The sequence below is a fragment of the Shimia haliotis genome, from assembly GCF_900114415.1.
Taxonomy (GTDB): domain Bacteria; phylum Pseudomonadota; class Alphaproteobacteria; order Rhodobacterales; family Rhodobacteraceae; genus Shimia; species Shimia haliotis.
The window spans coordinates 246,618-269,534 of the sequence record NZ_FOSZ01000001.1; the positions used below are offsets into that span (position 1 = coordinate 246,618).

The 22,917-nt window shown below is 58.4% G+C and carries 29 protein-coding genes and 1 tRNA gene; 21 read left to right on the forward strand and 9 right to left on the reverse strand.

Features of this window, described 5'->3' with window-relative positions; all coding sequences use genetic code 11:
• Positions 1-74: 74 nt before the first annotated feature.
• The 10 genes from dnaG (at position 75) to ribD (ending at position 8,727) form a co-directional block, all read left to right on the forward strand.
• A complete protein-coding gene (gene dnaG, locus BM069_RS01175) occupies positions 75-2,039 on the forward strand; it encodes a DNA primase (RefSeq protein ID WP_093319250.1) in 1,965 nt (654 codons plus the stop codon).
• A 117-nt stretch (positions 2,040-2,156) separates the two neighbouring features.
• Positions 2,157-4,145, forward strand: coding sequence for an RNA polymerase sigma factor RpoD (rpoD, locus tag BM069_RS01180; protein ID WP_093319252.1), 1,989 nt, complete (start codon positions 2,157-2,159; stop codon positions 4,143-4,145).
• Between the two features lie 196 nt (positions 4,146-4,341).
• Positions 4,342-4,740 carry a hypothetical protein gene (locus tag BM069_RS01185; RefSeq protein WP_093319254.1) on the forward strand — a complete coding sequence of 133 codons (399 nt, stop codon included), beginning with the start codon at positions 4,342-4,344 and terminating at the stop codon, positions 4,738-4,740.
• Between the two features lie 44 nt (positions 4,741-4,784).
• Positions 4,785-5,186 carry a hypothetical protein gene (locus BM069_RS01190; protein WP_093319255.1) on the forward strand — a complete coding sequence of 134 codons (402 nt, stop codon included), beginning with the start codon at positions 4,785-4,787 and terminating at the stop codon, positions 5,184-5,186.
• A 70-nt stretch (positions 5,187-5,256) separates the two neighbouring features.
• On the forward strand, positions 5,257-5,658 hold the full coding sequence (locus BM069_RS01195; protein ID WP_139216113.1) for a hypothetical protein: 402 nt from the start codon (positions 5,257-5,259) through the stop codon (positions 5,656-5,658).
• A 49-nt stretch (positions 5,659-5,707) separates the two neighbouring features.
• Positions 5,708-6,097, forward strand: a complete 390-nt coding sequence (locus BM069_RS01200; protein WP_093319261.1) for a hypothetical protein — start codon at positions 5,708-5,710, stop codon at positions 6,095-6,097.
• A gap of 45 nt (positions 6,098-6,142) precedes the next feature.
• Positions 6,143-6,571 (forward strand): secondary thiamine-phosphate synthase enzyme YjbQ, encoded by a 429-nt coding sequence (locus tag BM069_RS01205; protein ID WP_093319263.1) that lies wholly within the window; start codon positions 6,143-6,145, stop codon positions 6,569-6,571.
• 1 nt (position 6,572) lies between these two features.
• The gene (locus tag BM069_RS01210) at positions 6,573-6,851 is read left to right on the forward strand and encodes an HlyU family transcriptional regulator (protein ID WP_093319266.1); all 279 of its coding nucleotides are present in this window, start codon (positions 6,573-6,575) and stop codon (positions 6,849-6,851) included.
• Positions 6,852-7,159: 308 nt separating this feature from the next.
• Positions 7,160-7,627, forward strand: coding sequence for a transcriptional regulator NrdR (gene nrdR / locus BM069_RS01215; RefSeq protein ID WP_093319268.1), 468 nt, complete (start codon positions 7,160-7,162; stop codon positions 7,625-7,627).
• Between the two features lie 20 nt (positions 7,628-7,647).
• A complete protein-coding gene (ribD, locus tag BM069_RS01220) occupies positions 7,648-8,727 on the forward strand; it encodes a bifunctional diaminohydroxyphosphoribosylaminopyrimidine deaminase/5-amino-6-(5-phosphoribosylamino)uracil reductase RibD (protein ID WP_093321176.1) in 1,080 nt (359 codons plus the stop codon).
• Positions 8,728-8,749: 22 nt separating this feature from the next.
• Here ribD and BM069_RS01225 read toward each other — a convergent pair whose 3' ends face one another.
• From BM069_RS01225 to BM069_RS01235, 3 genes are all read right to left on the reverse strand, one after another.
• Positions 8,750-10,756 carry a capsular polysaccharide biosynthesis protein gene (locus BM069_RS01225; RefSeq protein ID WP_244503493.1) on the reverse strand — a complete coding sequence of 669 codons (2,007 nt, stop codon included), beginning with the start codon at positions 10,754-10,756 and terminating at the stop codon, positions 8,750-8,752.
• A gap of 15 nt (positions 10,757-10,771) precedes the next feature.
• Positions 10,772-11,908, reverse strand: a complete 1,137-nt coding sequence (locus tag BM069_RS01230) for a polysaccharide biosynthesis/export family protein (RefSeq protein ID WP_093319271.1) — start codon at positions 11,906-11,908, stop codon at positions 10,772-10,774.
• A 96-nt stretch (positions 11,909-12,004) separates the two neighbouring features.
• Positions 12,005-13,297 carry a capsule biosynthesis protein gene (locus BM069_RS01235; RefSeq protein WP_093319273.1) on the reverse strand — a complete coding sequence of 431 codons (1,293 nt, stop codon included), beginning with the start codon at positions 13,295-13,297 and terminating at the stop codon, positions 12,005-12,007.
• A gap of 164 nt (positions 13,298-13,461) precedes the next feature.
• Here BM069_RS01235 and BM069_RS01240 point away from each other — a divergent pair, with 164 nt between their 5' ends.
• The 5 genes from BM069_RS01240 (at position 13,462) to BM069_RS01260 (ending at position 16,787) form a co-directional block, all read left to right on the forward strand.
• Positions 13,462-14,052, forward strand: coding sequence for a riboflavin synthase (locus BM069_RS01240; protein ID WP_093319276.1), 591 nt, complete (start codon positions 13,462-13,464; stop codon positions 14,050-14,052).
• A gap of 192 nt (positions 14,053-14,244) precedes the next feature.
• Entirely contained in the window at positions 14,245-15,366 is a 1,122-nt protein-coding gene (ribB, locus tag BM069_RS01245) for a 3,4-dihydroxy-2-butanone-4-phosphate synthase (protein ID WP_093319279.1), read from the forward strand.
• A gap of 3 nt (positions 15,367-15,369) precedes the next feature.
• The gene (locus tag BM069_RS01250) at positions 15,370-15,921 is read left to right on the forward strand and encodes a 6,7-dimethyl-8-ribityllumazine synthase (protein ID WP_093319281.1); all 552 of its coding nucleotides are present in this window, start codon (positions 15,370-15,372) and stop codon (positions 15,919-15,921) included.
• Positions 15,918-16,388 carry a transcription antitermination factor NusB gene (gene nusB / locus BM069_RS01255; RefSeq protein ID WP_093319283.1) on the forward strand — a complete coding sequence of 157 codons (471 nt, stop codon included), beginning with the start codon at positions 15,918-15,920 and terminating at the stop codon, positions 16,386-16,388. The genes BM069_RS01250 and nusB overlap by 4 nt, the downstream gene beginning before the upstream one ends.
• Positions 16,389-16,475: 87 nt before the next feature.
• Positions 16,476-16,787, forward strand: coding sequence for a hypothetical protein (locus BM069_RS01260; protein WP_093319286.1), 312 nt, complete (start codon positions 16,476-16,478; stop codon positions 16,785-16,787).
• Here the strand turns inward: BM069_RS01260 and BM069_RS01265 are convergent, their stop codons facing one another.
• From BM069_RS01265 to BM069_RS01275, 3 genes are all read right to left on the reverse strand, one after another.
• On the reverse strand, positions 16,788-17,480 hold the full coding sequence (locus BM069_RS01265) for a nitroreductase family protein (protein WP_093319288.1): 693 nt from the start codon (positions 17,478-17,480) through the stop codon (positions 16,788-16,790).
• Positions 17,481-17,578: 98 nt separating this feature from the next.
• Positions 17,579-18,028: an SRPBCC family protein gene (locus BM069_RS01270; RefSeq protein WP_093319291.1), complete on the reverse strand. Its 450-nt coding sequence runs from the start codon at positions 18,026-18,028 to the stop codon at positions 17,579-17,581.
• Positions 17,979-18,344, reverse strand: coding sequence for an ArsR/SmtB family transcription factor (locus BM069_RS01275; RefSeq protein ID WP_093319293.1), 366 nt, complete (start codon positions 18,342-18,344; stop codon positions 17,979-17,981). Before BM069_RS01275 ends, BM069_RS01270 begins: the two co-directional genes overlap by 50 nt.
• Positions 18,345-18,514: 170 nt before the next feature.
• Between BM069_RS01275 and BM069_RS20225 the strand changes: the two genes are divergently transcribed.
• Together BM069_RS20225 and BM069_RS01285 are read left to right on the forward strand one after the other, a co-directional pair.
• On the forward strand, positions 18,515-18,730 hold the full coding sequence (locus BM069_RS20225) for a GFA family protein (RefSeq protein WP_093319296.1): 216 nt from the start codon (positions 18,515-18,517) through the stop codon (positions 18,728-18,730).
• A gap of 15 nt (positions 18,731-18,745) precedes the next feature.
• The gene (locus BM069_RS01285; RefSeq protein ID WP_093319298.1) at positions 18,746-18,985 is read left to right on the forward strand and encodes a hypothetical protein; all 240 of its coding nucleotides are present in this window, start codon (positions 18,746-18,748) and stop codon (positions 18,983-18,985) included.
• Between the two features lie 412 nt (positions 18,986-19,397).
• On the opposite strand, the gene BM069_RS01290 is transcribed toward BM069_RS01285, so the two are convergent.
• Positions 19,398-19,958 carry a hypothetical protein gene (locus BM069_RS01290; RefSeq protein ID WP_093319301.1) on the reverse strand — a complete coding sequence of 187 codons (561 nt, stop codon included), beginning with the start codon at positions 19,956-19,958 and terminating at the stop codon, positions 19,398-19,400.
• A 472-nt stretch (positions 19,959-20,430) separates the two neighbouring features.
• On the opposite strand from BM069_RS01290, the gene BM069_RS01295 reads away from it, so the two are divergent.
• Together BM069_RS01295 and BM069_RS01300 are read left to right on the forward strand one after the other, a co-directional pair.
• Positions 20,431-20,904, forward strand: coding sequence for an MmcB family DNA repair protein (locus BM069_RS01295; protein ID WP_093321183.1), 474 nt, complete (start codon positions 20,431-20,433; stop codon positions 20,902-20,904).
• Positions 20,901-21,083: a hypothetical protein gene (locus BM069_RS01300; protein ID WP_093319304.1), complete on the forward strand. Its 183-nt coding sequence runs from the start codon at positions 20,901-20,903 to the stop codon at positions 21,081-21,083. The genes BM069_RS01295 and BM069_RS01300 overlap by 4 nt, the downstream gene beginning before the upstream one ends.
• 8 nt (positions 21,084-21,091) lie before the next feature.
• Here BM069_RS01300 and BM069_RS01305 read toward each other — a convergent pair whose 3' ends face one another.
• On the reverse strand, positions 21,092-21,277 hold the full coding sequence (locus tag BM069_RS01305) for a DUF6324 family protein (RefSeq protein WP_093319306.1): 186 nt from the start codon (positions 21,275-21,277) through the stop codon (positions 21,092-21,094).
• A gap of 77 nt (positions 21,278-21,354) precedes the next feature.
• Here BM069_RS01305 and BM069_RS01310 point away from each other — a divergent pair, with 77 nt between their 5' ends.
• Both BM069_RS01310 and BM069_RS01315 read left to right on the forward strand, forming a co-directional pair.
• The gene (locus BM069_RS01310) at positions 21,355-21,849 is read left to right on the forward strand and encodes a GNAT family N-acetyltransferase (RefSeq protein ID WP_342028830.1); all 495 of its coding nucleotides are present in this window, start codon (positions 21,355-21,357) and stop codon (positions 21,847-21,849) included.
• Between the two features lie 43 nt (positions 21,850-21,892).
• Positions 21,893-21,969: transfer RNA gene (locus BM069_RS01315), tRNA-His, on the forward strand.
• A gap of 21 nt (positions 21,970-21,990) precedes the next feature.
• Here BM069_RS01315 and BM069_RS01320 read toward each other — a convergent pair.
• On the reverse strand, positions 21,991-22,887 hold the full coding sequence (locus tag BM069_RS01320; protein WP_093319309.1) for a LysR family transcriptional regulator: 897 nt from the start codon (positions 22,885-22,887) through the stop codon (positions 21,991-21,993).
• Positions 22,888-22,917 lie beyond the last annotated feature (30 nt).

The window sequence follows — 22,917 nt, forward strand, 5'->3', positions numbered from 1 at the left end:
TCCACAGTTTTCTGAATTAAGACGCGGTCAGGTCGTATGGACTTTGGCCGCGTCGGCTATCTATACTGAGCGCCATGAGCCTGCCCCCCGGATTTCTTGATGAGCTTCGCAGCCGCACCAGCCTGACACAGGTGGTTGGGCGCAAGGTGATGTGGGATCAGCGGAAGTCCAATCAAGGCAAAGGCGACATGTGGTCTCCTTGCCCCTTTCATCATGAAAAAACGGCGTCTTTTCATGTGGATGACCGAAAGGGGTTTTATTATTGCTTTGGCTGTCACGCCAAGGGCGACGCGATTTCCTTTGTGAAGGAAACCGAGAACGTCGAGTTCATGGAAGCGGTGCGTATTCTGGCCGAGGAGGCGGGCATGCAGATGCCGGAGCGCGATCCGCGCGCCCAGCAGAAGGCCGACAAGCGCACTCAGCTGGCCGAGGTCATGGAAATGGCGGTGCAGCACTATCGCCTGATGCTGAACACGGGTGCAGGCGGCGCGGCGCGGGATTATCTGGACCGACGCGGCCTGAAACAGGAAACCCGTGAGCGGTTTGAGATCGGTTTTGCGCCCGATGGTTGGCAAGGGCTGTGGGATCATCTGACGGGCAAAGGTGTCGCCGAGGAATTGATCATCGGCGCGGGATTGGCAAAACCGTCAAGCAAAGGCGGCAAGCCCTATGACGTCTTTCGCAATCGCATTATGTTCCCGATCCGCGACGGGCGCGGCAAATGCGTGGCATTTGGCGGCCGTGCGATGGACCCCAACGACAATGCAAAATACCTGAACTCACCGGAAACCGAGCTGTTTGATAAGGGGCGCAACCTGTATCATCACGGGCCTGCACGCGAAGCGGCGGGCAAGGGGCAGCCGTTGATCGTGGCCGAGGGCTATATGGATGTGATCGCACTGGCAGAAGCGGGATTTGGCGCGTCAGTGGCCCCGCTGGGTACTGCGGTGACAGACAACCAGTTGCAGCTTTTGTGGCGCATTTCGGATGAGCCGATCATTGCGCTTGATGGAGACAAGGCCGGTATTCGCGCTGCGATGCGGGTGATTGATCTGGCCTTGCCCTTGATCGAGGCGGGAAAATCCCTGCGGTTTGCCGTGATGCCGGAAGGGCAGGACCCAGACGACTTGATCCGTGCCAAGGGGCCAAGCGCGGTGCAAACCGTGCTTGATCAGGCCATGCCGATGGTGAACCTGCTTTGGCAGCGCGAGATCGAGGGTAAGAATTTTGACAGCCCCGAGCGCAAAGCTGCCTTGGACAAGGCGTTGCGCGAGAAAATCAAGTTGATACAGGATCCGTCGATCCGGCAGCACTATGGCGACGCGATCAAGGATTTGCGGTGGCAGTTGTTTCGCGGCAACCGTGGCGGCACAGGCGGTGGGCGCACGTTCAAGCGCGATGGCGGGCGGTGGAAAACCGGCCCTGTTGTGCAGGCGCATACCAAGGCCTCGATGCTGGCAGGCGGGCAGGGTCCGGTTGAACACCGGGTGCGCGAAGCGGTGGTTTTGGCGGTGGCTTTGGTGACGCCCGAGGTGCTGGACGATTTTGATTATGCGATCGAAACCATGGAGTGCATGGACGACAGCAACGCGCGGTTGCGCGATGTTTTGATGCGCAATGCCAACACACCGGATCCAAGATCCGCAGTAGAGACCGCTTTGGGGCCAGAGGCTGTTGAAAACCTTCTGCGCCAACCCTATGTCGCGATTGCCCCGGCCGTGAGAAATCCCGGTGATATGGAGCTTGCGCGTCTAACGCTGACCGAGGAGTTGGCCAAGCTCAAGACCGAACGGGGCCTGACAGCGGAGATCGCGGAAGCCGAAGAAGATTTGCAAGGCGTGGCGGATGAGGCCACGACCTGGCGGTTGGGACAGGCGGCCGAGGCCCGCAACAACGCGTTGATCAGCCGTCAGGAAGAAGGCGGGGACTATGCGGTCGGGGCCAATGGCGCTCCGATAGATAAGGACGAACGCGCAGCGCTGGACGCGCTGCGGGACACCATTGATTTCTCTCGCGGTGGACGTCCGCGTCGCACATAAGCCGCACTGAGAGAGGCACATCAAACGACTCGGTTGAATCGGGGTTGCGAATCACCTCGGGGCGGGTTTGATTCGGTGCAAACGAATCATCTTCGCCCGATTGCTTAGGAGCACTACATGGCCGCCAAAGACACCGACGACCAGAAGCCTGCCGATCAGGACGCCGAAATCTCGCTCGATATGAGCCAGACCGCCGTCAAGAAAATGATCGCGGAGGCCCGGGAGAAGGGCTACATCACCTACGATCAGCTGAACCAGGTTCTGCCGCCCGATCAGGTGAGTTCCGAACAAATCGAAGACGTGATGTCGATGCTGTCGGAAATGGGCATCAACATCATCGAAGACGAAGAAGCCGAAGACGAAGAACAGAAATCCACCGCCGTTGTGGATACGTCCTCTGCGAACCGCGGTGTGGCGCTGTCGTCGGGTGGCGCGGAGAAACTGGATCGCACCGACGATCCGGTGCGCATGTACCTGCGCGAAATGGGCTCGGTTGAGCTGTTGTCGCGTGAAGGCGAGATCGCAATTGCGAAACGCATCGAAGCGGGCCGCAACACAATGATCGCCGGCCTGTGCGAAAGTCCTCTGACCTTCCAGGCGATCACGATCTGGCGCGACGAACTTCTTTCCGAGGAAATCCTTCTGCGCGATGTGATCGATCTTGAGACCACATTTGGCAACCAGATGGGGGACGACGAGGAAGAAACGGCAACACCGGTTGCAGAAGCGGCCAACGTGACCTCGGCGCCCAAGAAGGAAGAGGACGCTCAGGAACTCGACGCCGACGGCAATCCGATTGCCAAGGACGACGACGACGATGAAGACGAGCAGGCCAACATGTCGCTTGCGGCAATGGAAGCGGCCCTGAAGCCGCGAGTTCTTGAAACCCTCGACATCATCGCCCGCGACTTTGCCATGCTTAGCGATATGCAGGATGCCCGTATTTCTGCAACGCTGAATGAGGATGATAGCTTTTCTGATAAGGCCGAAGCGACCTATCAGAAGTTGCGCTCGGAGATCGTTGAACTGGTGAACGAGCTTCACCTGCACAACAACCGTATCGAAGCGCTGATTGATCAGCTTTATGGTATCAACCGCCGTGTGATGCAGATCGACAGCGCAATGGTGAAGCTGGCCGATCAGGCCCGCATCAACCGTCGCGAGTTCATTGAGGCCTATCGTGGCCGCGAACTGGATCCGACCTGGCTGGACGACATGAGCCAGAAATCCGGCCGTGGCTGGCAGATGTTCATGGAGCGCTCTGTCGAAAAAGTCGAAGAACTGCGCAACGACATGGCGCAAGTCGGTCAGTATGTGGGGCTGGATATTTCTGAATTCCGCCGCATCGTGCAGCAGGTTCAGAAGGGTGAGAAAGAAGCCCGTCAGGCCAAGAAAGAGATGGTTGAGGCCAACCTGCGCCTCGTGATCTCGATCGCCAAGAAATACACCAACCGCGGCCTGCAATTCCTTGATCTTATTCAGGAAGGCAACATCGGCCTGATGAAGGCGGTGGACAAATTCGAATACCGTCGCGGCTATAAGTTCTCGACCTATGCGACATGGTGGATCCGTCAGGCAATCACCCGCTCGATCGCCGATCAGGCGCGCACGATCCGTATTCCGGTTCACATGATCGAAACGATCAACAAGCTGGTGCGGACCGGTCGTCAGATGCTGCACGAGATTGGCCGCGAGCCGACACCTGAGGAACTTGCAGAAAAGCTGCAAATGCCTTTGGAGAAGGTGCGCAAGGTGATGAAAATCGCCAAGGAGCCGATCTCTCTGGAAACGCCGATTGGCGACGAGGAAGACAGCCAGCTGGGTGATTTCATCGAGGACAAGAATGCCGTGCTGCCTTTGGACAGCGCCATTCAGGAGAACCTCAAGGAAACCACAACCCGCGTATTGGCCAGCCTCACCCCGCGTGAAGAGCGTGTTCTGCGAATGCGTTTTGGCATCGGCATGAACACCGACCACACGCTTGAGGAAGTGGGGCAGCAGTTCAGCGTGACCCGCGAACGGATCCGTCAGATCGAAGCGAAAGCGCTGCGGAAACTGAAGCATCCGAGCCGGAGCCGTAAGCTGCGCAGCTTCCTTGACCAGTAAGCGGGCGACAAAGTGTTAAGGATCAGGGGGCTGCGGCCCCCTTTTTCGTGCGCGCGTCTTCGTCACAGTCACGGAATTCTGAAGCACGTCGCATGGTGAATGTGCCCATCGGCGCGTAGACTGGCTCTGATCACAGATTTGTGGGTCACACATCCGGCTGCGACGTCGGTGCGTAACCATTCAAAGGAGCACAGAAATGAATTTCGCGCGTTTGATTGTTTTGACAGCAGTGGTGGGCATGGCGTCTCCGGTTTTGGCGCAGCGCTCGACTAGCAAAAATCCGGTTGTTGATTTGTCCGGCAGCAATTTTGCCATCGTGAACAAATGGAACCAACGGGATGATGATATCTGGTGCGGGGCGGCCAAAGCGGCGCGTGATCGGGGGGCGGCGTGGACGGACCGTTTGTATATCATCGGCTATGAGGATGCGCAGGCCTCGCAATATGGGGCGGTGACGGTGTCATACACCTTCCGCCCGACGCAGGAACAGTTGGCTCAGGCAAAGTCGGGCCGTAGCTCCATTCGGGGCATTGGCAACAACATGACGATCAATTCCGCCAATCGCCGGTGTGTTCGAGAGTTGGACTTTTTCTGACTAGGTCTTTGAACAAAAAATATCTTTTTTGGAGGGTAGTGAAAATGTGGAAATCACTTGGTTGCGCCTTGACGCTGAGCATTGTGTGGGCTGGTCCATCTTTGGCCCAGCGATTGCAGGCCCAGAACAGTCCGACAGTGGACGTCGGGCAGGGGACGTTTGCGGTCATCAACAAATGGGCAGCCCGCGATGACGATATCTGGTGCGCGGCGGCGAAGGGCGCGTTGCGCCGGGGCGCGGAGTGGCGTGAACGGCTTTATGTTGTGGGCGTGACCGGCGCGCGGCAATCGCAATATGGCTCGGAGACCATCACTTTTACCTTCCGCCCATCGCAGGAGCAGTTGGCACAATCCAAAACCGGCAGCAGTTCAGTACGCGGGATTGGCAACAACCTGTCTTTGAATTCCGCCAATCGTCGGTGTCAGCGCGAGCCGGATTTCTATTGATGCGCCGGCTTTTGAATTCAGGCGCTTTTGAAATTTGACCAAGGCCTGTTCAGGGCCAGGAGGCATTGCGATGATACGAGAAATGGCAGCTGCGGCGGGAATGTTGGCGCTTTTGGGCGGACCAATAGCTGCGCAGCAAAACACCAGTAAACGCAATCCGGTGGCCGACGCAGGGTCGGCGACCTTTGAGGTTGTGAACAAATGGGGCTCGGGCGACCAGAGTATCTGGTGCGCGGCGGCGCAAGCTGCGTTGAGTCGGGGCGCCGCTTGGAAAGACCGCCTTTATGTGGTGGACGTTAAGAGTGCGGCGCAATCACCATATGGCGCGGAAACAATTACGTTCACCTTCCGGCCAACACAGGAACAGTTGGCTCAGGCGACGTCCGGCAGCAGTTCGACGCGCGGGATTGGCAACAACATTTCGGTGAATTCAGCGAACCGCCGATGCCAGCGGGATATGGGCGCCACCTAAAGTCATCTGTGTCTCTACGGCTTTCGTAATCGCTCAAAAGGAGTTGCTCATGAAGCTTATTTTGACATTCGCGACGGTGCTGGGTTTTGGCTCGGCGGCTTGGGGCAATACCAATGCGCTGAAAAACCCTGTGAACAGCCTGCCAGAGGCGGGCACCTTCGAAGTGGTCAATAAGTGGTCGCCCAAAGCCGACTATTTTTGGTGCGCGGCGTCGCAGGCGGCTTTGGCGCGGGGGGCGTCGCACCGTGACAGGCTTTACGTCAGTGCCGGTATGGGGCCAAGCCGGACGGTGTCAGGGGCGCAGGCCGTGGCCTTTACCTTTCGTCCCGGCCAGGAGTTGTTGGCGCGGGCGTCAAACGGCAGCGATCTGAGCCGCGTTGGCAGCAACATGTCTGTGCAGCAGGGCAAACGCCGTTGTGTGCGCGAACTTGACGGGTAACGGCGGGATGGTTGCGTAAATCCGAGTGGCGGATAATGTGCGCCTATGAAGACGGTTTTTGACATCCCAACCCGCGGTACGGGACTTTATGAATTCACCCCAGATGTCGCCCGCTGGCTTGCGGAAAGTGACGCGCAGGACGGGCTGTTGACGCTGTTTGTAAGGCACACCAGTTGTAGCCTTTTGATACAGGAAAACGCTGATCCTGACGTGCAGCGCGACCTGCGTGAATTTTTCCATCGGCTTGTGCCGCCAACCTCCGATCCTGCGATGTCCTATCTGGTGCATTCCTATGAAGGGCCGGATGACATGCCGGCGCATATCAAGGCTGCGATGATGCCCGTGAGCCTGTCGATCCCTGTGCAAGCGGGACGGATGATGTTAGGCACGTGGCAGGGGATATACCTATTTGAACACAGAACTGCGCCGCATGTTCGTCATGTGGTGGCTGCGATGACGGGGAGCGCTGGCTGAGATGAGCTTTTTGAAACGGTTGTTCGGGGGCGGGAGCGCGGAAGCGCCAACGCCCGAGGTGGAAAGCCTAGAATATGAGGGGTTTACGATCACACCAACGCCCATCAACGAAGGCGGTCAGTATCGCGTTTCGGCACGGATCGAGGCGATCGTGGATGGCGAGCCGAAGACACATGACTTGATCCGCGCGGATGTGATCCGTGACTTTGGCGAGGCCAGCGAGATGTCGGTGCGCAAAGCCAAGCAGTTGATCGACCAGATGGGGAAGGCGCTGTTCTGAACGCCTTTGCATTTTTACATCAAAAAACGCCGTCACATCGCGAATGTGACGGCGTTTTTGCATGAATTGGAGGCTTGGAAGGGCCTTTGATAAAGATATAGGGACGCATGTGAAAATTGTAACAGGGGAATAGGGCCCCAATTTTCCCCCTATTCAACTTAACTTGTCCTATATTGCGGTTCGTTTTTGCCTCTACCCAAAGAATTGTAGCTGCCCTATAGTGGCTGTGGATAACTTGGGGAAAAACCCAACTCAGGCGGTACTTGGCGGTATCAATAAAAAAGAGCAGACGAACGAAGGGAAGGCCCATGCGCTGTCCGTTTTGCGGAAATATAGACACACAGGTAAAAGACTCCCGTCCGGCAGAAGATCACGTGTCCATCAGGCGACGCCGGTTCTGTCCGGCCTGTGGCGGACGGTTTACAACCTATGAGCGGGTGCAGTTGCGCGATTTGGTCGTGGTGAAATCCAACGGACGTCGCGAAGATTTTGACCGTGACAAGCTGGAACGCTCGATCAGGATTTCTATGCAGAAACGTCCGGTTGAGCCGGAACGGATTGATCAGATGATCTCGGGTATTGTGCGCCGGCTGGAAAGCATGGGAGAAACGGATATCCAGTCCAGCAAGATCGGTGAGATCGTGATGGAAGCACTCGCGCGGATCGACACGGTGGCTTACGTGCGGTTTGCCAGCGTCTACAAGAACTTTCAGGCGGCGGATGATTTTGATAAATTCGTCTCGGAGTTGCGTCCGGAATCTGCGCCTGAGGAGTGATCTTGTCCGACAATCGTTTTATGGCGCTTGCGCTGTCCCTTGGGCGGCGCGGGCAGGGGAGTTGCTGGCCCAATCCGGCGGTTGGTTGTGTGATCGTCAAAGACGGGCGCGTGGTTGGCCGTGGCTGGACCCAACCGGGCGGACGACCCCATGCGGAGCCTGTGGCGCTGGCGCAGGCCGGTGAGGCGGCGCGCGGGGCGACGGCTTATGTGACATTGGAGCCTTGCGCCCATCACGGGCAGACGCCGCCCTGTGCCGAGGCGCTGATTGCGGCGCGGGTGGCGCGGGTTGTGGTGGCTGTGGAAGACAGTGATGCGCGGGTGTCGGGCCGTGGGCTGGCGATGCTGCGTGGCGCGGGCATCGACGTAGAAACCGGCGTACTCGCGGATGAGGCCGCGCGGGATTTGCAGGGGTTTTTCCTGAAGACCGATCTGGGACGGCCGTTTCTGACATTGAAACTGGCGAGCACGCTGGATGGCTGCATTGCCACGGCAACGGGCGAAAGCAAATGGATCACCGGCCCCGAGGCGCGTCGAGAGGTGCACGCGATGCGTATGCGCCACGATGCGGTGATGGTGGGCGGTGGCACCGCACGGGTGGATGATCCGTCATTGACGGTGCGCGATTTGGGCGTGGATCGGCAACCTGTGCGGGTTGTGGTGTCGCGCCGGCTTGATCTGCCGCTGATGAGTACGCTGGCGCGGACGGCCAAAGAGGTGCCGGTGTGGATTGCGCACGGCGCTGATGCCGATCCGAACCTTTTGAAAACATGGGAAGACCTCGGTGCGGAGCTGTTGCCGTGCGAGGCACATGGCACGCAGATTTCGCCGGTTTCCCTGATGCAGGCTTTGGGCGCGAAAGGGCTGACGCGGGTGTTTTGCGAAGGCGGAGGCGCACTGGCTGCGTCGTTGTTGTCTGCGGATATGGTCGACGAGTTGATCACGTTCAATGCAGGTCTGGTACTGGGGGCCGAAGGGTATCCGTCGATTGGCGCGATGGGCGTTGAGCGGCTTGGTGAGGCGCCGCGGTTTGATCTGGTGTCTCAGAGTGCCGTGGGGCGCGATGTCAAATGCGTCTGGCATCGCGTGGAGCCACACTAGCGACATGGACACCCTACGGGGGTTATCGCCAGACCCAGTTGTAGCTGGCCAATGCACCTTGCAGCTTTGACAGCATGCGGTTTGACCAATCGGGGTGCGGAATGTCGCCCGTGGCGAGGCGGTCAACGGCGATTTCAACAGGACAGGGCAGGCCGGTTACGGGATCGCGGTAACGCGGGTAGTCGATCAGTGTCGCATGCACCAGACCATGTAGTGATGGTTGCGCGCGGCGGCGGGCGGGAACGTCGCCAAGGTCCGTCGTAAGCCCCCAGCCCGCATAGAACGGTGCGCCAAGAGTGGTGACAGACTTGCCCCGCAACAAAGCCTCAAAGCCGGTCAGTGAGGTCATTGTCCAAACCTCGTCGATCTCTTCCAGCAGCGCAGCCATGTCGGCGTGCGGCAGGGTGAGGTCTGCGATGTCCTGATCAATCGCGCCCGCGCGCAATCCGGCCTCAACGTCGGGGTGGGGTTTGTAAAGGATCACGGCATCGGGGTTGGCCTCGCGTGTGGCCTGAAGCAGCGCGAGGTTGGTGGACACTGTGCCTGTGCCGGTCTTGATAGACGCGTCATCCTCAACCTGTCCGGGGACAAGGATGCGGCGGCCTTGGGGAAGGTCAAAGGCCGCGCCGCCGAGGTTATATTTGCTCAGGCCAAGGGTGCGCAGCGACTGGATCGTGCGATCGGCACGCAGATCCTGATCAGGACGCAAGGTGGCGCGCTCCGCAATCAGGCGCTCAAGGCGGCTTTCGTGGGTCGGGTCGTAGTAGATGCCGAGGTCATCACACACCAGCGACAAAGGCGGGACCAATTCCGCGCCAAGCCCACGCGAGCGCAGAAAGCCGTCCTCGACACGGGTCGCGCCTTCGGGGCCCTGTTTGCTGGCCCAGACCATCGCGGGGCGGTCGTCACGGGGACGGTCAAACATCAGAGGTTTTTCGACGCCAAAAAAGCCCTGCAGCGGTTTGCGTTTCCAAAGCCGCATGCCGTGGGCTGTCCAGCCGTGGCGATCTTCGCGCCATGCGCGGGTTCGGGCGGCGAGGTGTTCAATGACGTCTTCCAGCTCGCATAGCTGATCGCCAAAGGGGTCGTACCAAGTGGGGTAGAGGATCATCGCGGCGGCAAAAAGCTGCGCGCGGGTCAATTGGCGGTGGCGACGGGGGACGGGGTATTCGTCTGAGGTCAGCCCCCATCCGGCATAAAAGGGCTGTCCGAAAACGCGGGGCTTGTGGCCGGCATAGATGGCTTCGAACCCGAGTTGTGAGGAAAAAGTGTAGACGCCAACCGCGCCTTCAAAAAGCTGCCACGGGCTGATTGGCTCGGCATAGAGCGACACGCGGTCTGTTTCGTCGTCCTCCCCGAAATAACCGGCGCGGGTGCCGTGTTGGGTTTCGGGGTGCGTCTTGATCAGGACGCGACAGCCAGGGTGTTCTTCCTGCGCCATGATCAGCATCTCGCGGAAGCGGCTTTCAGCAATGCCCTCACCCGGTGCAGAGGCAAGAACAGAGGCGTCGTTTCGGGTCTGGTCGATGACAAGAACGTAGCCGGGTGCAGGCAGGTCACGGTCGGTTTCGACGGCGGTGTATTTGGTCAGATGGGCTTCTTTGATGCGCTCGATCGCGCCGCGTGCGCGGTTCAAAAGGGCGGTGTCATCAAGGGGATGTGTTGCCAGAAGTGTTTCCAGATCCGACGGCGTGGAGGGGTCAAAATGCGGAGCCTTGCTGTCGATCATCAACCCGACAGACGGCTCTTTGGCGACCCGTCCGGGATGCAAGGAGCGCAGCAGTGCGTCCTCAAAATAAAGGCAATCCGCGCCAGTATGTTCGGACACGGCAGCGCCGCGATGGCTGGTCGGGCTTTGACCCCAGATCGCGATCAGGTCGTCATCGTTGGGTTTGCCGAACTTGAGCTCATAGCCTACAAGCGCGATCATACGGCGCAGGCGTTGTTGCTGAAAAAAGCCGCCGTTGAATGCGAAAAGCCGCCGGGGGTCTGAGGCCCCGGCGGCTTTGATGTCGTCCGTTTTGCTCACGTCACAGCACGGCGCTTAGAGGCTGCCGAGCCCGCTGAGCGTGTCAGCCGAGGTGAGCGTGCCGGTGATCGCGGCGATGGTTTTGTTCCAAGTGGTGATCGGTGCTTCGGTCACATAAAGCGTGTCGCCGTCGCGGATCACAAAGTCGCGGGCCATGAACATGCCGTTGGGCTTGGTCAGGTCCAGCACATAGACCATGCGCTGTGCCCCTACGAGATCGCTGCGACCCAAAACCTGATTGGAGATCGCATCAGCCTCGTTGCGGAACACAAAGACTCCGGTGGGGTCGCCGGTGGTCGCCATCAGGCCGCCGACCTGCGCGATGGCTTCGATGGCCGACAGGTCTTTGGTGAAGAAATTCACGCGGCTTTGGGTGCCAGTGGCCCCAAGCGCGGTGAAGGCACGGGTGTCTTCTTCGACCAGAATGCGATCACCACCACGCAGCGCGATGTCAAGTTGCGGGTTCTCGTAAAGGTCCTGGAACCAGATTTTGCCGGAGGTGTTGCCGCGCAGAACGGTGATCTGGGCGATTTCAGGCACAATGGTCACGCCGCCTGCATTGGCCAGCATGGTTGAAAGCGTGCGGGTGGGGCGCTCGATCGGGTAAACACCCTGTGCGCCAACTGTACCGACAAGCGACACGGTGGCACCGTCGCCAGCAGCGCGGCGGACTTCGACCTGCGGGTCGGGGGTCTGCTCTTCGAGCTTGGCGGAAATGATGCGGCGAATGCCTTCGGGCGTGTTGCCAGCGGCACGGATGCGGCCTGCGTATGGCACGAAGATGAAGCCTGCGCCGTCGACCTGAACTTCTTCCAGAATCGCTGCGACCTGACCTTCGGGCCCCAAAAGCGGTTTGTCGACGTTTTCCCAGATCGTCAGTGAGAGAATGTCACCAGGACGAATGGTGTCCGACCCAAGTTCTCCGGCGTTTTTGAAGCTGTCCGAAAAGCCGAGCGCAGGCACAACGGCCGTGGTGCGCGTAACGCGATCGTTCACCGCCACAACAAAGGCGTCGCCTTCTTTCTGGACCGAACCCGCGTAGATTTCACGCTTGCTCGGACCCGGGCGCGGGATAATGGAACACGACGCGATCAAGGCGGTAAGCGCCAAAAGCGCGACGGACTTCGCCCATCGGGTTTCTAAGGATTTCACTGCTCGGTCTCCTCGACCTGTTATTATTCTGCCTCAGGTTTTGTCCGCAAGATAGCGGAATCCAAACCAAAAATCCAGCGCTAGACCTAGTGCCTGCTAAGTGACCAAACGCAACTGTTGCCTCGGAGCCGCTGTGCCGGCCTCGAGTGCTTCGTAGGGATCATGCGGCGAGAGCATCATGTCAACCACTTGCCGAAGCAGTTGGCGGCGTCCCGCGGATGAGTAAAAGCCGCCGGGCACCTGACTGGTTTCCAGCAGGTAGCGGCGGTAGATTTTGTAGGCCTGATTGTCGGGCCGTGTGGCGGCCGCAAAGAAATCAGGCAGAGATTGCGTGCTGACAAACTCGGGCTGATTGTAAACCGCGTCGCCAAAGACCTTGAGCGGGATGCCACGCCACAGCACCTGTTGCGCGGCTGTGGAATTCACGGTCACAGCAGAGCGCGCGTCATTCAGGAGTTGCGCAAGCTTGCCGCCACGCACCCAATGAACGCGGTGCTGAACGCCGTGTTCGCGGGCCAGCCGTTTGATTTCGCGGCGCAAAGGTGCGCGGCCATCTTCAAGCGGGTGGGCTTTGAAAACGAGGTGGTGATGCTTGGGCGCGCCGGTGGCAAAGTTCTCAACCAACAGGGCGAGGAACTCTGTCATGCTGTCAAAAGGGGAATGCTTTTGAAAGCTGCTGTCATGTTCAAGTTGAAGCAACGCGAGGTGATACGGGAACCCGCCAAAGCGGATCCGCAACGTCGCGATGCGCCGGTCGATCGCCTGAAACGGCATCAGGAGCAGGCGTTTGATATATAGTGTGAATTCCTCGGCCACCGACAGGGTGCGGTGGGGGCGGAAATTGCGGTAACGCCAATTCGCGAACATCACAAAGAAATGGTATGCGGCGCCGTAGAATACGTGCTGGCGCATGTCGCCCCAATGCGCCGGGGGCATCGGCGTGTCCAGATCAGCACCCTCAAGCGCCTGTTCCATTTGCGGCAAGGACATCGTCATCAGGCGGGAATGGCCATTTGAGCCGCCGCGTTCGTATGTCACCCAATAGGGACGCAGGTAGCCCTCTTCGAACACGTGGATGCGAAGACCCATGTCGCGGGCGGCCTCGATGGCTTGGGCGTGAATCGGACGCACGTCGCCATAGAGAACCAGATCAGTCACATGCCGTTCGGCAACCAGCTGGCGGAAGTAGGCCTGCCAGCCGTCCAGCGCACCGCGGTAGGCCACATAGGTCGCGCGGTTTGGCCAAAAAACACTGTCACCGGCGTTGAACCCGACGCGCAGCACGTCGGCACCGGAGCGTTGCAGCATGCGGGCCAGCCTGCGGAAAAAGGGCCCGTGCGGCCCCTGCAGGAAAAGAAAAACGCGTGTCTGGTCGATCTTGTTGTCCATTGTGTTGCTCTTATAGACCAAGAATTTGTCGGAAGTTACCAACAACAAACGTCAAAATTGAGGCTAAAGGATGCCAAAGGCCAATGCGGGGCCGGCGGGTTGTGTTGGCATCAGGCTGGGGGTAGGTCTTTGGCCCAGACAATTGCATCTCAGGAGCCTGCGGAATGTTCACGGGAATCATCACAGATATCGGCGAAGTGCGCGCGTTGGAAAAACGCGGGGATTTGCGGGCGCGGATCGGCACCAGCTATGACACCGCGGGCATTGACCTTGGCGCGTCGATCGCCAGCGAAGGCGTCTGTCTGACCGTCGTTGAGTTGGGGCCGGACTGGTATGACGTGGAAATCAGCGCGGAAACAGTATCCAAGACAAACCTTGGCGATTGGGTTGTGGGCAAACGGGTCAATCTGGAACGCGCCCTGAAGGTGGGCGACGAGCTGGGCGGGCATATCGTTTCAGGCCATGTCGACGGGGTGGCGGAACTTGTGGCGATGCGGGACGAGGGCGACAGCACACGCTTCACCTTCCGCGCACCCGAGGCGCTGGCGAAGTTCATCGCGCCCAAGGGATCGGTGGCGCTGAACGGCACGTCCTTGACCGTGAACGAGGTGGACGGCTGCGAGTTTGGCATCAATATCATCCCCCACACCAAGGACGTCACCACATGGGGGCAGGCCAAGGTGGGGGATGCGATCAATCTGGAGATCGATACGCTGGCACGCTATGTCGCGCGTCTGGCGGAGATGCAGCAGTAAGCGGGGGCGCTGCCCCTGTCGCAGCAACCAGCGACTTCCGGAGAATATTGGGCCAGCGGGAGTGCGCGCGTGCGCGGTCTCGTCGTGCGTGGGTGCAAAGTTTCCTTGCGTTTTTGAACCAAATGTCGTCGCGCACGCTCTGGCAATCGGTCTGGGCTTGCGATATCCCGACCGCAACAGACGGAGACTGCTATGTCCTTTGAAAATCCTGGCCCCGTAGAACAAAGCCTGCGCGACGCCATCAGCCCGATTGAAGACATCATTGCCGACGCCCGCGCGGGCAAGATGTACATCCTTGTGGATCACGAAGATCGCGAGAACGAAGGTGATCTGATCATTCCGGCAGAATTTGCCGATGCGGATGCGGTGAACTTTATGGCCACCCACGGGCGGGGGTTGATTTGTCTGCCAATGACGGCAGAGCGGATTGACCGTTTGGGGTTGCCGATGATGGCGGTGAACAACTCTTCGCGCCACGAGACCGCGTTTACCGTGTCGATCGAAGCGCGCGAAGGTGTCAGCACCGGCATTTCAGCGGGCGACCGTGCCTTGACGATTGCCACCGCAATCAACGAGCAAAACACCATGGCCGCAATCGCAACGCCGGGCCATGTGTTCCCGCTGCGCGCCAAGCGTGGTGGTGTTTTGGTGCGGGCAGGGCATACCGAGGCCTCCGTGGACATTTCCCGATTGGCGGGCTGTCATCCAAGTGCCGTGATCTGTGAAATCATGAACGAGGACGGCACCATGTCGCGCCTGCCGGAACTGGTGGAATTTGCCAAAAAGCATGACATGAAGATCGGCACGATCAGCGATCTGATTTCCTATCGCACACGCAATGACAACGAGGTTGTGCAGACCAAGCAAGAGACTGTGCAGTCCGAGTTTGGCGGCGAGTGGGACATGCGTATCTTTACCGACCAGATCCACGACATCGAACATATCGTGATGATCAAAGGCGACATCACCACCGATGAGCCGGTTCTGGTGCGGACCCACGCCTTGCATGAAGCCAGCGACATTCTGGGTCTTGGGCCGAAATCCGCGCAGGAACTTCCGGCGGCGATGGAGAAAATTGCCGCGGAAGGGCGCGGGGCCGTGTGTCTGTTCCGTGAGCCGCGTCACAGCCTTTATGCCGAGGATGACGAAGGTCCGCGCACCGTGAAACGCACCGGTCTGGGCGCGCAGATCCTGTCCAACCTTGGCTGTTCCGAGCTCGTTTTGTTGACTGACAGCCCGCAGACCAAATATCTGGGTCTGGACGCGTACGGGTTGTCAATTGTGGGCACGCGCCCGATTTTGTCGGAGGGATAAAAGATGGCTGGCTCTGAGAAACATTACATCATGCCGCGCGCGGAATTTGACAAGCCGGTCAAGCTGGCGATTGTCATGTCGCCTTACTACAAAGACATCGCCGACAACATGTTGGCCGGTGCCGTGGCCGAAATCGAGGCCTGCGGTGGCACCTATGAGGTGGTTGAGGTGCCAGGTGCGTTGGAGATTCCGACCGCGATCGGGATTGCGGAGCGCATGTCCAATTTTGACGGCTATGTCGCGCTTGGTTGTGTGATCCGTGGCGAGACCACGCACTACGAAACCGTCTGCAACGACAGCAGCCGCGCGATCCAGCTTTTGGGTTTGCAAGGGCTGTGCATCGGCAACGGGATTTTGACCGTTGAGAACCGCAAGCAGGCCGAAGTGCGCGCAGATCCTGCCGATCAGAACAAAGGCGGCGGTGCGGCTGCTGCGGCCTTGCATCTTATTGCATTGAGCCGTAAGTGGGGCGCTCAGCGCAAAGGCGTGGGGTTCGTGCCCGATGCCGAGGAATACAAACTCGCTGGTGAACGCAAGGACACTCCGACGGCATGACCCTATCCGGCAACCAGAAACGCAAGATGAAATCGGCCTCCCGCCTTTATGCGGTGCAGGCGTTGTTTCAGATGGAAACCACCGGCCAGACGGTTGATCAGGTGCGGGTGGAGTTTCTGGATTTCCGGTTTGGTGCCGAAGTAGATGATGGCACCGACATGATCGAGGGTGACACCGAGCTGTTTGCAAAAACGCTGGCTGATGCGGTTAACTATCAGGCGCCGATTGACCAGATGACCGACCGCGCGTTGGTGGCAAAATGGCCGATCGACCGCATTGATCCGACCCTGCGGGCGCTGTTCCGCGCGGCTGGCGCGGAGCTGCTGCAAAGCACGACGCCGCCGAAAGTGGTGATTTCCGAATATGTGGCGATCTCTGCGGCCTTCTTTCCCGAAGGCAAAGAGGGCAAGTTCGTGAACGCGGTGTTGGATCACATGGCCCGTGAGGCCAAGCCCGAAGCGTTCTAAGCCGCCGCGCGGCTTTGTCGCGGCGAAGTGATTTTCTCAAATTCGGCAATCGGCGTATCCTGTCCTTAGGGAAAAGGGGGCGTCGGTATGCCAAAACTCATTCGTCTGTACATCACTCAAGTTCTGATCGGCTTCGCGATCTCAGCGGTCTTTGTGGCGCTGCTGCTGTGGGCCAATGTTGCCAATCTTGCGCATCTCGTGACCCAGACCGACGGCGGTTTTATTGCCCTGTTTGCCCTGTGGTTTTTGAACGGCATTGTGTTTGCCGGTGTGCAATTCGGCATCTCGATCATGCGCATGGCGCAGGATGAGGATGGCGGGGGCGGTGGCAAACGTGACGCTCTGCCGATTTTGCCGAGCCAAGCCGTGCCGGTCAAAGTGGCCAACAAGGCGCGCTGATCATTCAAAAACGGTCAGGATGTCATCCAGCGGTTTCTTGATTTTGGCGACCGCAGGGATCGCCGCGTCTTTGCGCGCCTTTCCAACGGCGAGGATCATCATCGGTTTTTCGGAGACGGGCCGGTCGAGTGCAGCGTTGAGGAACTTCATCGGGTTTGGCGTGTGGGTGAGCAGGGACAGACCTGCATGATGCAGGGCGGCAATCAGAAATCCACAAGCAATGCCGGTGCTTTCAGGCACATAGTAGTTCTTGTAGCGCGTGCCGTCCTCGAATTCACCATAGCGTTGGGCAAACATCACAATCAGCCACGGCGCATCGGTCAGATGTGGTTTGTGATCGTTGGTGCCGATGGGCTCCAGTGCCTTGATCCATTCATCTCCCGCGCCTCCAGCGTAGAACCGGCGTTCTTCTTCTTCGGCTTCGGCGCGGATGCGCGCCTTGAGATCAGGATTGGAGATCGCCACAAAACTCCACGGCTGATGATTGGCCCCTGAGGGGGCGTTGCCTGCGGTTTTGATGCAGGTTTCAATCACGTCGCGCGGCACGGGAGCGGTGTCAAAATCGCGAACTGTGTGGCGCGTGGCCATGGCCGCCTCAAACGCCAGCGCGGCGGCGCGCATGTCGTCGTCCGAGCCCGCGATGTGGTCGGGCAGGGGAATGGGATCATAGCTGAGGTGGTCGCGGCTGAACATATGGGCTCCTGAGTTGTTAACGGCAGGTTAGGCGCCTCTTTCCCAAAAGAAAATGGCCGGCGTGGGGCCGGCCATCTGACATCGGTGGAAATGCGGGCCTAGCTCATGTCATGCAGATTGAGCAGGAAGCCGTGCCAGCCCTTATCGAGCGCCAACACCAGGCCATAGGCCTCGGCGTTGTTGGGCAGGCCACTGTGTTCCAACGTCAATTTGGTGCCGCCCGGGGCATCGGCAAGGCGCCATTCAACGGTTGTCATGACCCCTTCCATGGGGCCGACGGTGAAGCTCCATTTCATGTAGTCATGCGGTGACATTTCCTCGACGCGGCCCCAGCACATGCGGTCGCCATCTTTTTGCGAGGTCAGCAGATAGTCTTCCCCCTCGGCGAGATCTTCTTGGGCAGGGTGGAACCAGTTGCCCAGAAGGTCGGCCTTGGTGAGAAAATCCCACACGCGGGTCTTTGGGGCAGGCAGGTAGACGGATTTTTGAATAGCAGTGTCAGTCATTTGATTTTCCAGTGTCATATCCAGTGTCATATCCAGTGTCATTGGCAGCGTCCTTTTCAATTGCAGATTTCAAGGCGTCCAAGCGGGTGTCCCAGAACCGGTCAAATGTGCCGATCCAGTCAAACACCGGCCGCAGAGCGGCGGCGTTGAGCGTATTAACCGCCTCGCGCCCACGTTTTTCCACATGGATCAAACCACCGTCAGAAAGCACCACGAGGTGCTTTTTCACGGCGGCGCGGGTCATGTCGAAGTTGTCGGACACCTGCGCGATGGTCATCGGGGAGTCCCCCAACATGCGCAGGATGTCGCGACGGGTCGGATCGCCAAGGGCGCGGAAGACGGGTTGCAGATCGGTCATGGATGGGGCCTTGTGGTTAAAATGATACCGTTTGGTATTGCAAATCTATAGAGTACCATTTGGTATCATGTCAAGCGGTTTGGCTGCGGGTCGCGTCTTGCGATGGTCGTTTTTGGACGCTTGGGCAGGGGGTGCGCGCGGCTAAGCTGCTGAAAACGGGGAGAGATGAGATGGGCACACGCGGCCACTGCCTTTGCGGAAAAACCAGCTGGGAATACGAGGGCGAGACTACTTGGGAGTGCTATTGCCACTGTGACGATTGCCGCCGAAACTGCTCAGCCCCTGTGGTGGCCTGGCTTGGCGTCCCTCTCAGAAATTTCCGCTGGGCAGGGCAGGCGCCCAAAACGTTGGAAAGTTCGAAAGGTGTCTTCCGGCATTTCTGCTAGGACTGTGGTGCGCCGATGGGGTTTGAGGCCGATCACTATGCGGGTGGCATGCACCTTTATGCGGCGTCGCTGGAAGACCCGACCAAGTTCAATCCGACCTTCCATGTGAACTGGAAAGACAAGCTGCCTTGGTTGGCGATGGAGGATGATCTGACCAAGTACGACACGACGCTTCTGCACGCGCCGGAGGATTTGAGTGCGTATGAGTTAGGGGGCATTGGCGCGAATGCAGCGAAGGGCAGGAAAGAGGCCTGAGTGACGGATGCTGCGCGGGGCACGAACGGCAGCAATGCGCAGGGAGGGGATTTTGCAAAGTAGGGCCTTCAACCTACGAAGCCAGACAGGGAACGCTGCAGTGTGGCGTGAAAACCGGCCATTGGTGAAGGCCTACGCAAAAGTCAGGGGGATTGAGGTCGGCAGAGCGGGACTAAGCGGACCTTGAATTGTAACAGCATGCCGCGCCCGAACCGAGGGGTGGAAGCAAAGCGCCTGCCCCGTGGGGGCGGTTCGGGCGCTGCCAAATCTATGATTTGGCTTCGTTGAAAAGCTAGGCACGTTCAAAACGGGCTCCAAGCCGCCGTTCTCCGCACCAGCACACCAAATCGGTACTGAGGCAGGAGGTCAAGGTCGGCTGAGCGGACTAAACAGACATTGGCTCAAATTCGCATCAATCGGTCGAAGAGGCGATCAATCCAAAAAGACGACAGGAGGTAGGAACGAAAATTGTAAGAGCGAAAACGCCCCACCATTCAGTGCCATCCCTTAGCTGCGGGACCGCCTCAAGTAGTTCCTTCCTGTGCCAATTGTAGATTTTGACATCTTGGTTGGGGATCAGTTGGGAAGTGATCGCAATATACAGATTCTGTGTCACTGACCTCTCTGTTCGCAGACCATAAGGTGGATCGCAGAAGGCGTAGGCAAACCCCCCCGGTTGCCAAAGCTCCGGCCCGTTCGAAGAACGGAATGAATAATCGGCAATGTCAACAAAATAGGGGTCAACGGTCGAAATGCCAGCCTTTGTGGTTACTCGACCCTTGTTAACTAACAGCCCCTTCTCGCAATCGAACCACGGCCCATGAAACGTCTGAATATCAACTTCAAAGGGATCTAGTTTTTGCAGACGATCATGGTCGACATCGCCTACACAGTAATTCCGGATAGCGTGAGCAAGAACGGCTGTATGGTGGTCTATTGTGTCCTGACCATTCTCACCAATTGCTATTCCCACCTCTCCGCCTGCTTGGACAAAACTCTGATAGGAAGGGTCGTCTCAGTCGCGAATGGAAAAGTCGAGGTTGCTTAATGACATGACTCCAACCTAGCATCCAATCTGAAAAACACAACTGGCGGGAGGTTTGGGCTGGGAGCAGTCATTGAAGCCCTTACAGCAAACAGCAACTCCCTCCGCATAGCTGACGTTCCGATCGTTCTCACAGAGAAAAGTGGCGGGCCCGCAAACGCAGCCGTGGGGTTATCTCATTCCCGAGGACCTGTATATACAGGTGGGCGCCAGGTAATCAGGCCAGGACCAGAACAGAGCCAGCTCCCTCGGAATTGCTTAAGGCCACCGGAATGCAACCGTATCACGAGAAGGGCAGAACCCGCCACTGACTTACCTAAGCGCGATGGAGGCGGGGCACAAGGGGGCGCGGGAAATGTCGGGGCTTGCCTTTTGTTCATGGATTGTTCACGTTGGCAATATGGAAGATACATCGATCACACCTCTGCAACCCGGACAGTTGCTCGCGCGCGGCGTCAGCCGTCATTTGCGCAGCCATGGCTATGTATCCATCGAAGAGTTTGTTCCGACGCGTGGCCTGCGGGTGGATGTTATGGCACTCGGCCCCAAAGGCGAGCTTTGGGTGGTGGAATGCAAATCCAGCCGCGCGGATTTTCAGTCTGACAGCAAATGGCAGGGGTACCTGGAGTGGTGCGACCGTTATTTTTGGGCGGTGGACACGGATTTTCCAACCGATCTGCTGCCCGAAGGCACAGGGTTGATCATGGCGGATGCTTATGACGCGGAAATCATCCGAATGGGGCCAGAGGACAAACTGGCCCCTGCGCGCCGTAAGAAGATGATCCAGAAATTTGCCACCGACGCGGCCCGCCGGCTTCAGCGGTTTCGTGACCCGAAACTTGCCCCGATGCCAGATGAGGAGACCCACGCATGATGGTGAAGTTCAACTATCCCGACGGAGACTGGTGTTACCGCGCCATTCACACGGTGCACGCGGTTTTCCACAAAGACGGAAAACTGATCGCCCGCGCAGAACGGGGCGATCGGAACGGGTATTATGAATTCGAGATCGAGAGTTTTGAGCTCAAGGGACCAGGTGAAATCCTGACCTGAGCGGTCGCTTAGTCGACGTGTTTGGCCGTCGCAGCAGCGGCGCGAATTTCATCCGCGATTTCTTCGGCTTCTTCCGGAGAGAAATCCATTGGGATCTCAATGCCGTCCGCTTCGATAAAAATCCGCACGAATCCCTGATCGGTCGGGCCGATTTGCATGTTGGCTTCGATGTCGCGTTCGGTGTTGATGCCCATGACGGTTCTCCTGTGCTGGCAAATCGGGTAGCGTGATATCACGACGAAGGCAAGCCACGCGAGCGATGGAGGGCAAAGTGCGTGAGATTGACGGGATCAGTTTGCGTAGATTTGAAGCGCGGGACCTGGATTGGCTGGTGGAGGCTCATGCCGACCTTTATTCCAGAACCGAAGGGTTTGATGACAGCTTTGCCGTTCTGGTTACCGCGATTTTGACTGACTTTCTTGACCGCCATGATTCCATTTGGGAACGCGGCTGGGTTGCTGAACGCGGCCATTGGCGGCTGGGCAGTATTTTCTGTGTGAAATCCGAGCAGCCCGAGGTGGCAAAACTCCGCCTGTTTCTTGTACAGCCCGAGGCGCAGGGACTGGGGCTGGGGCGGCATTTGCTTGAGACCTGCCTAGGGTTTGCGCGCGACCGTGGGTATGTGGGAATGCAGCTTTGGACCCATGAAAGCCACGTCGCGGCCTGTGCTTTGTATCGGGCCTACGGGTTTGAAATGACCGATGCGCAACCGGTGACAAATTTCGGCGTTGATCTGGTCGAACAAACTTGGAAAATTTCATTTTAGGTGCTTGCATTCACCTGCACAGGGCGCTAAATCGCCCTTGCGTGCCGCCTTAGCTCAGTTGGTTAGAGCACTGGTTTGTGGAACCAGGGGTCCCCCGTTCGAGCCGGGGAGGCGGTACCATTTCCCCACAGTTTTCAACACTTATGACGCGTACGCCGCACTGCTGCCGGGAACTGTCCAGTCACAGTGCCGAAGCGTCATGGCAAAATCATCCACCAGATCGGGAAAACGGGTACGTTCGCTTATCAGCAACGATACGGTGCGCCGCTCACACAACCCGTGGATAGATTTGAAAGTCAATTCGGAGGGCAGGGCGCGGGCCACGCTTTGGGGAAGGATTGTCACCCATTCATGCGTCCGCACCATGGCGATCAGAGAATGCGTGTTGTGCACGGTTAGATTGGCGTTTTGAAGCGCGGCTTTGACGGCGTTGTGTTCGATATGGTCGCACAGATTGTTGCGGATGAAGTTGGCGCCAAAAACATCCTCGAAGGTCGGGTTTTCCTGTCCGGCCAAGGGGTGTTTCACGCCGCAAAGCAGACCAAAGGAATCCTCAAACAAAACCTCTTGCCGCGTGCCGGTCAGCGGCTGCCGGCGGGACGTGATGCCAAGGTCGGCCTGACCGTGCAACATTGCCTCGGCCACCATTTCGCTGTCCATGTCGCGCAGATCGACCTTTAGATGAGGGTGGGTCTGCATCAGAGCGGCTATGGCGTCCGGCAGGGCGAGGCTGGCGGCGGAAGGAATGGAGGCGATGCGCAAAAGCCCGCGCGGCGCATTGGAGGCGGCTTCGATCGCATGCACCGTATCGTCAAACTGGCGCAGCTGTTGTTGGGCCAAACGAAAGACCTCTTGCCCCAGTGGAGTCAGCTTGTTCTTGCGCTCGGTTTCAAAGAGCCGTGCGCCGAGGTGCTCTTCGAGTTGCTTCAGAGTCATCGACAATGCCGATTGCGTGCGACCTAGCCGCAGGGCTGCCTCTGACAAGGTGCCGAATTGCGCGACTGTGCTGAAGCAGCGGAGCATATCTATTTTGATCATGACTTCAGCAATCCTGAAATTTACTTAAGA